The following is a 13,257-nucleotide window of genomic DNA, read 5'->3' as shown; positions in this document are numbered from 1 at the left end:
ATCCAAAATCATGTTCGCCTCGGGCAGCAATTTCTTCGGCGCCTGTCGCCGCCCCGGTTACCATAAAGTGCGAATTGATGGACAGCCCCGACAGACGAAACGAGGCAGCGAAACGGTGGCCGGCGCGAAGCAACTACTCGAATTGACCTGGTTCAACAAGGACAAGGCGCTCATTCCTAGTGAAGAGGGGCGCTACGCATACGAGTGGGTTGACCCGAAAGACCCGCGGTACTGCGAGACTCGGGCACTCGTTGTTTCCGAAGTAGTCACGGGCGAGCAATCGCCAAAGGACGAGAACACGCAATACTCGGAGCGGGCAGATCTAGCCCCGACTGAGGACAATTTGCTGATCCTCGGTGAGTCTGGCGACGTGCTTGAAGCCCTCACTCGCGTGCCGGAGTTACGCGCGAAGTACCTCGGCAAGGTGAAGTGCATCTACATTGACCCACCGTTTAACACTGCACAGATCTTCGCCAATTACGAGGACAACCTCGAACACTCCGTATGGCTCACCATGATGCGCGACCGTCTGGTTCACCTACGCAAGCTTCTTAGCGATGACGGGTCGATTTGGGTCCACCTCGATGACGTGGAAAACCACCGGATGAGGGTTCTTATGGATGAGGTATTCGGCAGCGAGAACTTCGTCACCGAAATGACCTGGGAAAAGACGTACTCGCCACGTAACGATTCAAAAGGTATTCCCGCAGTCACTGACACCATCCTGGTCTATGCCAAGTCGAGTGAGTTTGTTCCGAACCGTTTGCCGCGGACGGAGGAGATGGACGCCCGTTACGCGAACCCGGATAACGATGTCCGCGGGCCTTGGAAGGTCGCGGACCCAACAGCATCTGGTTCTTCTACCCACCAGGGCATGGTCTACGCAATTGAGCATCCTCTCACAGGTGAACTCATCTATCCATCGAAAGGCCGACACTGGGCTCAAGGTCAATCGGATGTACTCGAAGAAATGAGAATCTACAGCAACCAATATGGTCTAGCCGATATTCAAGATGAGGCTAAACGAGCGGAACTATGTGGTTTGCCGCCTGATGAGGTTCGACCGAATGTACAAGCCGTAGTTATACGGGGCGACAAAGAGGCTGCGCGTGAAGATGCTTTGGAGCTCTACAAGTCCGGGAATTGGCCAAAATTATGGCTAACCAGCGGTGGGAAGGGTGGCCTCAGCTCCAAAACCTACCTGCAAGGAAAGCCCGGCAAAACTCCAGTCAGTTTTCTCCCTTACAAAGACGTTGGCCACACTGACACCGCGGCCAAAGAGATTCGCGCACTGTTTCCAGGAACTTCAGCATTCGCTACGCCTAAACCGGAACGGTTACTGGAGCGCGTTATCCACATCGCAACGAACCCCGGAGACGTTGTCCTCGACGTGTTCGCCGGTTCGGGAACAACCGCTGCGGTAGCCCAGAAGATGGCTCGCCGTTGGGTGACGTGTGAGCTCGTGGAGGACACCTTTAACCGCTTTACGCGGCCGCGCCTTGAGAAAGTGGCTAAGAACGATGACCCAGGCGGCGTGACTTTCACGAGCGAGCGCGAACCCAAGCCAGGGGTCGAGGTTCCTGCGAAGTTCGACACAAAGGACATGGAAGACGCAGCCAAGCTCCTGCGCGCTGTTCGTTCAGAGCAGGACCTCTCACCAGACGAGCAATCGGCAATCAAGACAGCCCTCAAGCTCATTGGCACACGTCCCAGCACGGTGCGTAACTGGCGCGGTGGTGGCGGTTTCACTGTCGCCCACTTGGCTCCGCAGTGTTTCGACTATGTCCCCGAATTGGGCCTCGTCACGCTTACCGAAGCGGCAACCGGTACGACACTCGTGAACTCTGTGGCCGCAAACCTCAACTTCTCGCTCACTCCAGACAACCGACACTTCGACGGCAAACGAGGCTCAATGTTCCTCAAAGTGGTCGAAGGCCGACTCGATAAAGACAAGGCCGAAGAACTCCTCGCCCACCTCGATGAAGGCGAAGGCGTCACGCTCGCCGCAACGGAACTCGAACCGGGAGTCAGGCAGTTCGCGAGGACAACGGACAGGCCGTGCCAGATTGTCCACATCCCCAACGACATCTTCACCTACTCGGCAACGCAGGAGGGCAAGTAGACATGGCACTTCCAATCGCACTTGACCAAGGACTCATCGACAGCATTGCGACGGAGTTCCAACTTCGAGATCCCAACAAGCGTGCGCTGCGCAAGCTCATCTACCACCTCACTGGTGACTTTGACCCGCTAGAGCCCATGGTCATGCACATGGCCACAGGCGCGGGCAAGACCTACCTCATGGCCGCGCTCATTGAGTATCTTTCGCGCTTCGGGGTGAAAAACGTCATGGTGGTCGTCCCGCCCTCGACGGTGCTGGAGAATAAGACAGTCCAGAACTTCACCCAGGGCTCGCGCCGCTACGTTGACGGATTCTCTTCTGCTCCCCAAGTTGTTTCACCTGGCAATTATGGCGCGTGGCGTGCCGGCCAGTCGGAGCTGTTTCGCAATGCCGCAGACGGCCCGATGGTCTACGTATTTAACGTGTCGCAACTTATCGAACCGAAAATCGCGAACGCAGGTGCAGACACCAAAGACGGCATGCGGCGCAAAATTCGCGACCACCAGGAGGAGTCCGGTTCGCTCTACGATTACCTGGTCAACCTCGACGACCTCGTGGTTATCGCAGACGAGTCCCACCTGTTTGGCACCTCGGCCAAGGCGTTTAACCAGGCGCTGAAGGATCTCCGCCCCGCTGCGACGATTGGGCTGACCGCCTCGGCATCCGATACGGACCACGTCATCTTCCACTACCCGCTCTATAGCGCAATTGAAGACGGCTACGTGAAGTCGCCAATGCTGGTCTACCGCGAGAACGGCTACCCCAAGGACTCTCCCGAGGAAAGGCAACTCCTCGACGCGGTCTCACTGCTGAGGAACAAAGAGGCAGCCTACGAGGCATACGGCCAAGCGAACTTCCCCGGCGAAACAGGTGAAGCGAAGAGGACGAAGCCGCTCTTGTTTGTCGTTTGCGAGAACGTCGCACATGCCGGAGAAGTCACCAAGATCCTCCAGGGGCCAGGCTATTTCGGTGACCCAGAGGCGGTGCTCCAGTTCGACAACAAGCACAACGACGCGGTAACGCTGCGCCGGCTAGACGAGCTCGACAGCCCAGCCTCGACGGTGCGGGCCATTGTTTCAGTTGACCGTCTCAAAGAGGGCTGGGACACCAAACGAGTCGCGGTGATGTGTGCATTGCGCGCCATGTCGTCGGACATTCTCACCCAGCAAACGATGGGCCGCGGTCTGCGCCTGCCTTTTGGTGCGCGTACCGGTGTGGCTGAGCTTGATCAGTTGGACATCTTGAGCCACAAGTCGTTCAAGTCCCTTCTCAAGGACGAGGACGTGCTCCGCTCCTTCGGTCTCGGAGATGCCGCCCAGGGCGCTGTCTCCGGCGTGGACGTGGAAGAAAGCTTCCGCAAGGGTGAAGAACAGGTGCAGCCAAACCCGAACCCGTCGCCCGAGACCCAAAGGGGGCCGACTTCCGGCTCGACCGCGTGGCCAACAACGCCTTCAGGCGAAGCGGCGGACGGCCCGAGCGACATCGGCACCAAGGCCGGCGAAACTACCCAAGTCACTGGTGGCCACAGCGGAGGTGTCTCGTTCCGAAGAGTCGGTGATAACGAGACCATGCAGCGTGACGACTACATCCCAGCAACGGAAATCAAGGTCAACGAGCACTTCGCAGGAAAGACCTTCCTGTTTCCGTCCACGGTCATGGCGAAATCAACCACACCGTTCCTGCTTAGCCACATTGACGACGAGGACATTATACGGGCAGCGCGACGTGTCGCAGACTCGAAGGAAGCACTCACCCGCGAAGAAATCGTCGTGCGCAGTTCCAAGCTCGACACGAAACGCACCACCGATGCGGAAGTCGAATCGGCTCCCGTGGCGGAGGTAACTGTTATTGGTGAACTGACCCGCCGCGTATTCGGTCTCGGGGTTGTCACCCAGGACACCAAGAACACGATCACACTGGCGCAATACGTCCTTCCGACCTTCATGGCGAACGCCGGTATCGACCACTGGACGGAGAAAGCAAAGCAGTCCGCCGTTGACGAGCTCGTTGCACTTGTAAACGACAAGGCGCGACAGCACGCCAGCAGCCTGCAGACCGAAACGTCTATCGTTCCGGTCGAGCTGCCAATTGACGAGGTCGTGACCTTGCCGTTTGGCAAAGAGGTGCTCCAGCAACTGTCCAAGGATCAACAGGCGAAGTTCAAGCCCCGCGAGTTCTACGACGGTTGGAACCGCGGACTGTTCCCCGCAGCGAGTTTCGACTCGTGGGGCGGCGAGTACCTCCTCGCGCTTTTGCTGAACTACACCTCGGACATCGTGTGGTGGAAGCGCCTCTACTCCACTGACGGTGCGTCGATCATGTACACCACCCGCGACACCTACTACCCCGACTTCGTCGCCCAGGACTCCGACGGCACGATGTGGATTATCGAGGGCAAGTCCGACAAAGGGCGAGATGACGAAACGGTACAAGCGAAGCGAGCCGCGGCCCGGGTGCTCGTGAGGGAACTGCTCGGCGAAGAGGACTTCGTCGGCCAGAAGTGGGGCTACGTCATTGCCTACGAGTCCGATATTCGAGCGTCTGAGTCGTGGGAAGACTTGAAGCGGAAGTCGAACCCCGGGGCGTGAGTCGCTTCGACCTTCAAGGCGGATCGCGAAAGATTTGAAGTTGCCAATGCCGAATGGCTTGTTATTGGGAGTAAATCCAGTACACTAAATGTCAGTGGCGGCGTTGAGACACACGTACCGCGCTAATTCCGGCGGCAACCTCCTCGGTTGCCGCCGCGCCCATTAAAGCGATCATGTTAATTGCCTATCTTGACGAGTTTGGTCACCAGGGTCCCTACGTGGACAAAGACCACAAGAAGTACAACACACACCCTCTTTTTGGCTATGGCGGCTACGTTATCGAATCTGACAAGGTTCGTGAGTTAGGCGGCTACTTCGAGTACATCAAGGAAAAATTGCTTGCTTGGGAGATTGAGCAATCTGGGTGTCACCCCCGTAGGTGGGAAAAGAAGGGTTCCGCGCTCCTCACAACCAAGAATATGGACAAGTTTGGGTCTGAGATAACCCCTGCGCTTGGAAGGATTTATCGACGGCTTTTTCAGCTGAACGGCAAAGTGTTCTTCTTTGGGCAAGAAAAGCCAATCGGCCCCGTCAGTGTCACCAGGGAAAAGTCACAGGAGCGTGAGGAACATTGTCTGATCCAATCGCTTAAGAGGCTTGGGACATTCGCAAACGACCAGCAAGAAGAAATGCTCGTCATCATGGACGCCACTGAGACTGATAACCGAGAGCGCGCAGTGTCAACCGCTGGCCGTACAATCTATTCTGGTCACCCCGAAACGCAGCAGATCATTGAAGTCCCTATCCAGGCAGATAGCTACCTCTACGGGACAATTCAACTTGCGGATTGGACCTGTGCGTTACTGTCGCGGCTCGGAAAGTACCATTTTGCAAATGAGGTGCAGTTCGAGTGGTCCGTTGACCTAGCCAACACGCTTTTCGCCGGCCAGCAAGATATATTGTCGAACAGTGTGATTTGGACGAATGACCTTGACCGCAACACGAAGTGTTACCCGAGCTCACTCCTGCATCATGGCTCTTTCTCTGAGTACAGGGAGGAGAAACGTCGCCGGATAGCCCTCCAAAACGACAGCAACAAGCAGATGCAGCATCGTATGATTGATGCTGGGTCGGCTCAGTTTAAGGCGAAACTGGCGTCGATAAGACGGGGTCTTGACTGATGCGGTTACAGAATCTTTCAGCGACTCCCACAACAATGGTGAAAATTTAGACTTCCGCGTCTTTGACCGCGGACTGTTACGGCGCGATCTGAATATTTGCGACTGCTAGGTTGAATTTAGGAAACCGCCTAAATGCAATTCTCCTTGTGCCGGTAGGTGTAGGTCAGCAGGTTCAGGGCGTGCAGGTTCTCGGTATTGATAACCGTGTGACACGGCGCGCCTGGGTCACTAGAGTTCAAGACCTCACCGGTCTGGACGAGCCCCGAGTACTCAGGTACATGATATACCGGCGTCTCGCCCCCGCGGAATTATCTTCGAGTCGCGAATACCCGCCTGGTTGAGGCAGTCCTCCGCGATTGCCTCGGCGTTGTCGAAAAACGCGCCGTCATCTGAAAAGTCCACCGTTGCTTCCACCGGAACGAATTTCGTGATGGGAAGCGGATCGAACGCCCCAATTTCATGCGGCCGGTACAAACGGAGTGGCTCGCTCCCCTGCCATTCGACTCCGACTCGGAGGTCATAGTCGGGGCTACCATGCTTTGTGCTCATTCCGCGGGCGGCGAGCATGAGATCCGCAGTGAATGCCTCGATGAAGAATGTGTGTACCGAGTTTCCCTCTTCCTGGACGGGAAGGTTCACCAGTGCCGAGACTGACCCGTCGTCGTGGAAAGCGAGGTATGACTCCGGGTGGCCACCTTCCCTGGAGATGAACAGATAGCGCCAACTACGGAACCCGCGGCGTGGGTGCACGTTTGCGTAGTATGCCCCGTAAGGTGTTTCCGGCCTGTTGTAGTGCCACAGGTTTTCCCTCTGGTTCACCAACCGGTCCGCGAGTTGGCTCACGTCTTGACCTGCCATGGGCGCCGTTAAGGTTCTCGTCACGGGTCTCGCAACGCCGACCGCCCAAAACCCTAAAGGAGCTGCGAGCTCCCTTGTGCGCTCATAGAGCTCGAGGGTCAGCTCGCGCCGCTGCCTAGCGGCGCTGAAGCGCTGCTGGTACAGGCGGGCGATTTCCGATTCCGCAAGCCAGTCGGTGTCAGCCCCGTGGCGGATCGGAACGTTGAATTTCTTGTCCTTGCCAATCAGCATGTGCGGAACCTGCTGGCTTGCCGGGACGATAACCGCTAAGGCATGCGTGCCGTCATCCGAGACGAGGGGGAACATCTCGACGTTGTGCAGTGGTGGCGTTACGTGGTTATACGCGACGCGCTGATAGGCCTGGATGTAGTTGTCGTCCACCGGACCGGTGTCGAGTCGGGCTCCGGCACGACTGTCCGAGTCGGTGACTCCGTAGATGATCACGCCACCGCCATAGTTCGCCATGGCCGCCAAGTCCTTCTTTACGTCCGACTGCACCAGTGATTCTTTCGGTGGCAGCGCCTGTTTGAAATCCAGGTCTTCTGACTCGGGGACGTCATTTTCCACGGCCTGGGTGATCATGTCGTCGGTAATGGGACCGGCAGGAAGTCCGAGCGCGCGGTGCAGTGAGGTGAACATGCCAACAGACTATGTCCGACAATCTGGTTAGGTCGGCTAAGTCACGTTGCTCCTCCTGCTCTGGGTAATTCAGATGACGCACAGCCAAGGCAGTGGCTAATGGCATGGCGGAGACGGACCATCATGTCGGGGATGTCTCAACGCTCCCACAGCGACACTGGGACGGAGCTTTCCACCCGTGCGAACCATGCCTTGCACTGGGGTTGAGCGCGTGGCCCACCGAGAAAGACAGCAGTCGGATCGGTCGTCTATTCGCATATGACGATCTTCCGCTCCGGTGCCCAAAACGGTTTCCGCTGCGTGGGGCTATTTTCGGGCGTCGGCTAGGATCAATTTGGAACTAAACGCTGAAGGCCGTGGAACTAGGCTAGGAACAGGGTCTCGTTGGCGGTGGTCAGGGAGTTTTCCGAAACCCCCGAAGTCTCGAGACACCGTTCCGGGCGGGTCTCGGGACTTTTTGCATGCGCCCATTTTCCAATTGCATAGGTGTCCTATATAGTTCTCCTATGCATTCTGAGGAATCACTCTCCCGCCTCGCCATTGACTTGGTGGCGGCGGGCAGTCATTTCACGCGGGCGACGTTTCAGGCGTCGGGAAGCGAACTGTCGTACGTCGCGCTACGCGTCTTGGCAGCGCTGGAACGCGAGCCGGGGTTGCGCATCGGCGAACTCGCACGGCGCGAAGGAATTGCGCAGCCGTCCATGAGCCAGGTGATCAAAAGGCTTGTCACCGAAGGGCTCGTTGCGCGGGAGCCATCGCCTCTCGACGCACGCGCTTCCGACCTCACCATCACCGATGCCGGGAGTGCGGCCGTAAGGGAATACCGGCAAGCGTCGGTGCGCGAGCTGGTGCCCGTTTTTCGGGACCTCTCCCCTGACGAGATAGACACGCTTATCCACTCGGCGGAACTACTTCCCAGACTCACACAGCGCCTGCGAGGTACCGGGGCTGACGGAGCGACAACGAGACAACGAAAGGACGCGAATGAGTAAGACGACGCCAGGAAATACTTTCAAACAACCAATCGCCGTGTGGGCGATCGCGTTTGCCTGCGCGGTGTCATTCATGGGGATCGGCCTAGTCGATCCGATTCTGCCGGCGATCAGCCGGGAACTGAATGCCTCGCCGACGCAGACGATGCTGCTGTTCACCAGTTACCTGCTGATCACGGCGCTGGCAATGTTCTTCAGCGCGTTCATCTCCTCGCGCATCGGTGTGAAGAAGACACTGCTGACAGGGCTTGCCCTGATCGTCGTGTTCGCATTTCTGTCGGGCGCAGCGGGTTCGGTCGACGCGATCATCGGTTTCCGCGCCGGATGGGGCCTGGGCAATGCACTGTTCATTTCGACGGCGCTGGCGGCGATTGTTGGCGCGGCATCAGGCGGCGCGAGCCAGGCGGTGATTCTCTACGAGGCAGCCATCGGCATCGGTATGGCTGTGGGGCCGTTGCTCGGTGGGCTGCTCGGCGAAATCAGCTGGCGTGGGCCTTTCTACGGCACCGCGGGGCTGATGGCCATCGGCTTCATCGCCATCGCAGTGCTTCTTCGCAAGCCCGCAAATAAGCCGGCACCGGTATCGTTCACCGCAGGAGTGAGGGCATTGCGGGAACCGGCACTCCTCACACTGGGCGCAGTGGCATTCTTCTACAACTACGGCTTTTTCACCCTGCTCGCCTACTCGCCGTACCCGATCGACGAGGCTGCCGCAGCTGCTGGAAGCGAATTCGGGGCGACCGAGCTTGGCTGGGTATTCTTCGGTTGGGGCTTGGCACTGGCGTTGTCGTCAGTATTCGTGGCGCCGCGTTTGACGCAAAGCTTCGGTCTGATGCCGGTGATCTGCACGGTCCTCATCGGATTCGCAGTTCTGCTCGCCGCGCTCGGCTTCACGGTGGATCATCTGACCACGCTGATCGTGCTGGTCATTCTCGCAGGCTTGTTCAGCGGCATCTTCAACACCGTTCTCACAGAGGCAGTCATGGAAGCGACTGAACTACCCCGAAATGTGGCGTCGTCGACGTACTCGGGACTGCGTTTCTTGGGTGGTGCTATCGCCCCGGCGGTCTCCGGGCCGGTGGCAGTTGCCTTCGGCTCCGGTGTCCCCTACTGGGCGGGTGCCGCAGCGTTGGCCGTGTCCCTGATCATCCTCATCGCTGGCCGGGGCACACTGACGAGGCTTGTCTAGGGATTCCTGGGGGTGCCGTCGATAAGCTTCGCGTCCTCCCATGTGCCCGCCGCGACCATGGAGGCCTTGCGCTCCACCCAGAAGTCGGCGTTGCGGATGCCGAGCGCCTCCGGGTCGAATTGCGGCTCGCGGCCCGCTTTCTTCTGGCGGCGGTAATCCCACAGGCACTTCAGCGCGGGGACCTGAAGGACGAGGATCGCGAGGATATTCAGCCACGCGGTCGTGCCCACTCCGATGTCGCCGAGCGCCCACGCGGTACCCGGCGTGGTGGTGGCGCCGATCCAAACGGAGACGAGAATGAGCACGCGCAGGAACCAGATGACCGCGGTTCGGGCCTTCTCGCTCTTAATCCAACGGTTGAGGTAGGTGAAGTTCACCTCGGCCATGTAGTAGTACGCGACGATCGTGGTGAACGCGAAGAACAGGATGGCGAACGCGATGAAGCTGCCGCCCAGACCCGGGGTGTAAATATCCAGCGAGGACTGGACGAAGCCGGGGCCGACGCTGACCGAATCGGGGATGGAGCCGTTGTAGAGCACGTCGCCGTTTTCGTCGCCACCCTCGTAGACGCGGAACATGTCGGTGGAAATGATGATGAACGCCGTCGCGGAGCACACAAGCAGCGTGTCGACGTACACCGCGAATGCCTGCACGAAGCCCTGCTTCGCCGGGTGGGAGACCTCCGCCGCGGCCGCGGACTGCGGACCTGTGCCCTGCCCGGCCTCGTTGGAGTAGATGCCGCGCTTGACGCCCCACATGATGGCGGCGCCGAGCATGCCGGAAAACGCCGCTTCCTTATCGAAGGCCGACCGGAAGATCAAGCCGAAGACCTCCGGGATCTGGGAGGCATTGGCGAAGAGAATGACGATGGCGACGAGGATGTAGAGCGCCGCCATGAACGGCACGACCATGGTCGCGAACCAGGCGATGCGCTTGACACCGCCGATAATGATGGTGCCGAGCAGAGCCACCAAGGCCACGGCCGTCACCCAGGTGGGCACGGACCAGGCGTGCTCGACGGAGGTGGCCAGGCCGTTCGCCTGCACGCCGGGCAGGAAGTACGAGGTGGCCAGAATCATCGACACAGCGAAAACGATGGCGTAGACCAACGCGAACGGGCGCGCAGCGGTGTGCTTGTACGCCTTCTCGATGTAGTAGGCCGGGCCGCCGCGGTATTCGCCGGTGTCCTGGTCCTTCTCCTTGTAGATCTGGGCCAGGCAGCACTCCACGTAGGAAGTCGCCGAGCCGAGGAACGCCACGATCCACATCCAGAACACCGCGCCTGGTCCGCCGAAGGCGATCGCGGTGGCGACACCGGCGATATTGCCCACGCCCACACGTCCCGCGAGCGAGATCATGAGCGACTGAAAGGACGAAATACCAGCCGCGGAGCCTTCGCCCGATTTCAGCTGCCGGATCATGTCCGGGAAGCACCGCACCTGGAGAAATAGCGTCACACACGAGAAGTACACCCCGACGCCGAGGCACAAGTACACGAGCCAGTTCGACCAGATCGCGTCGTTGAGGCTGTTGATGATGTTTTCCATGGCGCGGGCCTCCAGTATCGGGCGAATTCGATTCTTCGAATATAGCCCTGGGGAGTCGCCAACTTTTTCGTTTTGAGAATTTTTCTTTGCCGTTGCATGAAATCTATGCAACGCCTTCGGGCCTATGCTGGCGCCCATGACAACTGCTCCTTCCCCGCCCGACCACTCGCCCATCACGCTCGTGTGGTTCCGGGACGACCTGCGCATCCAGGACAATCCCGCACTGGCGGACGCGGCAGCGCACGGTGCAGTGGTCGCCCTCTTCGTCGAGGAAGCAAACACCGGCATCCGGCCGATCGGTGCTGCGGCGCGGTGGTGGCGCAACAGAAGCCTGGAGGCATTGCGCGCCGACCTCGCGGCCCACGGCGTCGAGATGCTCTGCGCCCACGGCGATCCACGGACAGTCGTGCCGGACATCGCCCAACAAATCGCCGCGGGCACCAGCGGCACGGTGCGCGTGTCGTGGAACCGCCGCTACCACGAGCCGATGAGGGTCACAGACGCAGGGGTGAAGACCTGCCTCGCCGAACGGGGCATCGAGGCGCATTCCTTCCCGGGCTATCTACTCACCGAGCCGTGGCGCGTGCAGACCGGCAGCGGAACGCCGTACCGGGTGTTCACACCCTTCGCGAAGTCGGTGCAGCAGCTTCTCATCGACGATCCACCGCAACCGCGAAACGTCCCAGACCTTCGCGGCGTGAGGCCCGCACTTGCCCATCCGAGCCTGATCGACGCAGCTCAGCTCGGTTGCGGCACCGTACAACCAGCATGGATAGCTCAACTCGCAGAGCACAACGCTCCGGGCGAGACGGCGGCGCACGAACGCTTGCAGGCCTTCCTCGACGGGCTCGCACGCGGCGAAAGCTACAAGGCCGACCACGACATTCCGTCGGCGGACGCCACCTCGGGGCTCTCGCCGCACCTGCGATTCGGGGAGATCAGTCCCGGATACGTGTGGGCGGAAACCGCACGTTTCGCGGAGGCGCATCCAGCGGCGGCGCCGGATGCGTGGGCGTTTCTCCGCCAGCTGCTGTGGCGCGATTTCGCGTGGCACCGGCTCTATCACCTCCCCCGCCTGACAACGAACAATGTCCGTGAACAGTTCGACGACTTCCCGTGGGAGTGGAGCGGGAAGGTGGCGCCGGGGGCGTCGATAAGCGCTTTTGTGCGCGCAGAAGACGACCCCGACGCGCAGCATCTCGCGCAACTTGCGGCGTGGCAGCGTGGACGCACAGGCATTCCGCTTATCGACGCCGGAATGCGCCAACTCTGGACCACCGGCACCATGCACAACCGCGTGCGTATGGTCGTGGGCAGCTGGTTGACCAAGAACTTGGGGATTCATTGGCGCCACGGCGAGGAATGGTTCTGGGACACGCTGGTGGATGCGGATTATGCGTCGAACCCCTTCAACTGGCAGTGGGTCGCCGGGTGCGGAGATGACGCCGCGCCGTATTTCCGGGTGTTCAACCCGCTGACGCAGGAGAAGAAATTCGACCCTCACAGCCTCTACGTGGCCCAATGGGTGCCGGAGAGACACACCCCTGACTACCCGGAGCCGATGGTGGACGTGAAGGAATCGCGCAAGGTCGCGCTGGCCGCGTACGACGATATCCGGCGCTGAATGCCGCGCTCAACCGCGCGCTCACCCTCGTAGCCGCATACCTCTCCTAACTAAAAGGCGTGTTTTCCGCGACACACTTGAGTCGTGCCACCAGCACAACCTTCCTCCCTTTAACGCGCCTTAGCCAGCGATCGGGCGAGTTCCCCGCAGCCGCAATGGCAGGTACACTTTCCGCCATGCGTAAAAAGATTGCTTCCTCCATCATCGCCGCTTCCCTCGCCGTCGCCGCTGCTCCAGCAGGGCCCCCCGCTGTTGCCGCTCCGCTATCTTCCGTCCGCGGCAGTTCCGTCGATGGCAATCCCCAAGGCAGTTCCGGCTCTAGCGAGGGCGCGAACGGGTCCTCCGACGAGGCAGAAGGTACCGGTTTCAAGGGCTTCATGAACATGCTCTTTGAGCCATACGAGCAGATGTCTTCGGACAACCTGGCAACTAGCTCGATGGGAGCCGCGCGCGCAATCATCAACTACGTCATCATCGCCGCGGGCGTGACCCTCATCGGACAGGCCATCCAGATCGCCATGTCGAATATGCCACGCTAAGCGACATTTCAACTACTCCGGCGGGCTACCGTCGGCCA

Annotated in this window: 9 protein-coding genes; 7 read left to right on the top strand and 2 right to left on the bottom strand. The window is 59.7% G+C overall.

Going from position 1 to position 13,257, the window contains the following annotated elements:
- The first annotated feature begins 115 nt into the window (after positions 1–115).
- From CAPP_RS05395 to CAPP_RS05385, 3 genes are all read left to right on the top strand, one after another.
- Positions 116–2,122, top strand: coding sequence for a site-specific DNA-methyltransferase (locus tag CAPP_RS05395; RefSeq protein WP_076598469.1), 2,007 nt, complete (start codon positions 116–118; stop codon positions 2,120–2,122).
- A gap of 2 nt (positions 2,123–2,124) precedes the next feature.
- The gene (locus CAPP_RS05390) at positions 2,125–4,710 is read left to right on the top strand and encodes a DEAD/DEAH box helicase (protein ID WP_076598468.1); all 2,586 of its coding nucleotides are present in this window, start codon (positions 2,125–2,127) and stop codon (positions 4,708–4,710) included.
- A gap of 173 nt (positions 4,711–4,883) precedes the next feature.
- A complete protein-coding gene (locus CAPP_RS05385; RefSeq protein WP_076598467.1) occupies positions 4,884–5,831 on the top strand; it encodes a DUF3800 domain-containing protein in 948 nt (315 codons plus the stop codon).
- Positions 5,832–6,101: 270 nt separating this feature from the next.
- On the opposite strand, the gene CAPP_RS05380 is transcribed toward CAPP_RS05385, so the two are convergent.
- Positions 6,102–7,328 (bottom strand): ATP-binding protein, encoded by a 1,227-nt coding sequence (locus tag CAPP_RS05380; protein ID WP_076598466.1) that lies wholly within the window; start codon positions 7,326–7,328, stop codon positions 6,102–6,104.
- A 506-nt stretch (positions 7,329–7,834) separates the two neighbouring features.
- Between CAPP_RS05380 and CAPP_RS05375 the strand changes: the two genes are divergently transcribed.
- Both CAPP_RS05375 and CAPP_RS05370 read left to right on the top strand, forming a co-directional pair.
- Positions 7,835–8,320: a MarR family winged helix-turn-helix transcriptional regulator gene (locus CAPP_RS05375; RefSeq protein ID WP_076598465.1), complete on the top strand. Its 486-nt coding sequence runs from the start codon at positions 7,835–7,837 to the stop codon at positions 8,318–8,320.
- Positions 8,313–9,509: an MFS transporter gene (locus CAPP_RS05370; protein WP_084560474.1), complete on the top strand. Its 1,197-nt coding sequence runs from the start codon at positions 8,313–8,315 to the stop codon at positions 9,507–9,509. Before CAPP_RS05375 ends, CAPP_RS05370 begins: the two co-directional genes overlap by 8 nt.
- Here the strand turns inward: CAPP_RS05370 and CAPP_RS05365 are convergent.
- Positions 9,506–11,056 carry an alanine/glycine:cation symporter family protein gene (locus tag CAPP_RS05365; RefSeq protein ID WP_076598463.1) on the bottom strand — a complete coding sequence of 517 codons (1,551 nt, stop codon included), beginning with the start codon at positions 11,054–11,056 and terminating at the stop codon, positions 9,506–9,508. The two genes, CAPP_RS05370 and CAPP_RS05365, sit on opposite strands and share 4 nt — an antisense overlap.
- Before the next feature lie 136 nt (positions 11,057–11,192).
- Between CAPP_RS05365 and CAPP_RS05360 the strand changes: the two genes are divergently transcribed.
- Both CAPP_RS05360 and CAPP_RS05355 read left to right on the top strand, forming a co-directional pair.
- A complete protein-coding gene (locus CAPP_RS05360) occupies positions 11,193–12,680 on the top strand; it encodes a cryptochrome/photolyase family protein (protein ID WP_076598621.1) in 1,488 nt (495 codons plus the stop codon).
- A gap of 176 nt (positions 12,681–12,856) precedes the next feature.
- On the top strand, positions 12,857–13,219 hold the full coding sequence (locus CAPP_RS05355; protein WP_076598462.1) for a hypothetical protein: 363 nt from the start codon (positions 12,857–12,859) through the stop codon (positions 13,217–13,219).
- The last annotated feature ends 38 nt before the right edge of the window (positions 13,220–13,257 follow it).

The organism is Corynebacterium appendicis CIP 107643, assembly GCF_030408415.1.
In the GTDB taxonomy this organism is placed as follows: domain Bacteria; phylum Actinomycetota; class Actinomycetes; order Mycobacteriales; family Mycobacteriaceae; genus Corynebacterium; species Corynebacterium appendicis.
Note: the sequence above shows the minus strand (reverse complement) of the source record. Positions and strands in the feature narration are given on the sequence as shown.

Bases quoted from the DNA above. Each gene is read 5' to 3' on its own strand.
- CAPP_RS05370 (WP_084560474.1), top strand. From the start codon at position 8,313: ATGAGTAAGACGACGCCAGGAAATACTTTCAAACAACCAATCGCCGTG.
- CAPP_RS05385 (WP_076598467.1), top strand. From the start codon at position 4,884: ATGTTAATTGCCTATCTTGACGAGTTTGGTCACCAGGGTCCCTACGTG.
- CAPP_RS05375 (WP_076598465.1), top strand. From the start codon at position 7,835: ATGCATTCTGAGGAATCACTCTCCCGCCTCGCCATTGACTTGGTGGCG.
- CAPP_RS05365 (WP_076598463.1), bottom strand. From the start codon at position 11,056: ATGGAAAACATCATCAACAGCCTCAACGACGCGATCTGGTCGAACTGG.
- CAPP_RS05380 (WP_076598466.1), bottom strand. From the start codon at position 7,328: ATGTTCACCTCACTGCACCGCGCGCTCGGACTTCCTGCCGGTCCCATT.
- CAPP_RS05355 (WP_076598462.1), top strand. From the start codon at position 12,857: ATGCGTAAAAAGATTGCTTCCTCCATCATCGCCGCTTCCCTCGCCGTC.
- CAPP_RS05360 (WP_076598621.1), top strand. From the start codon at position 11,193: ATGACAACTGCTCCTTCCCCGCCCGACCACTCGCCCATCACGCTCGTG.
- CAPP_RS05390 (WP_076598468.1), top strand. From the start codon at position 2,125: ATGGCACTTCCAATCGCACTTGACCAAGGACTCATCGACAGCATTGCG.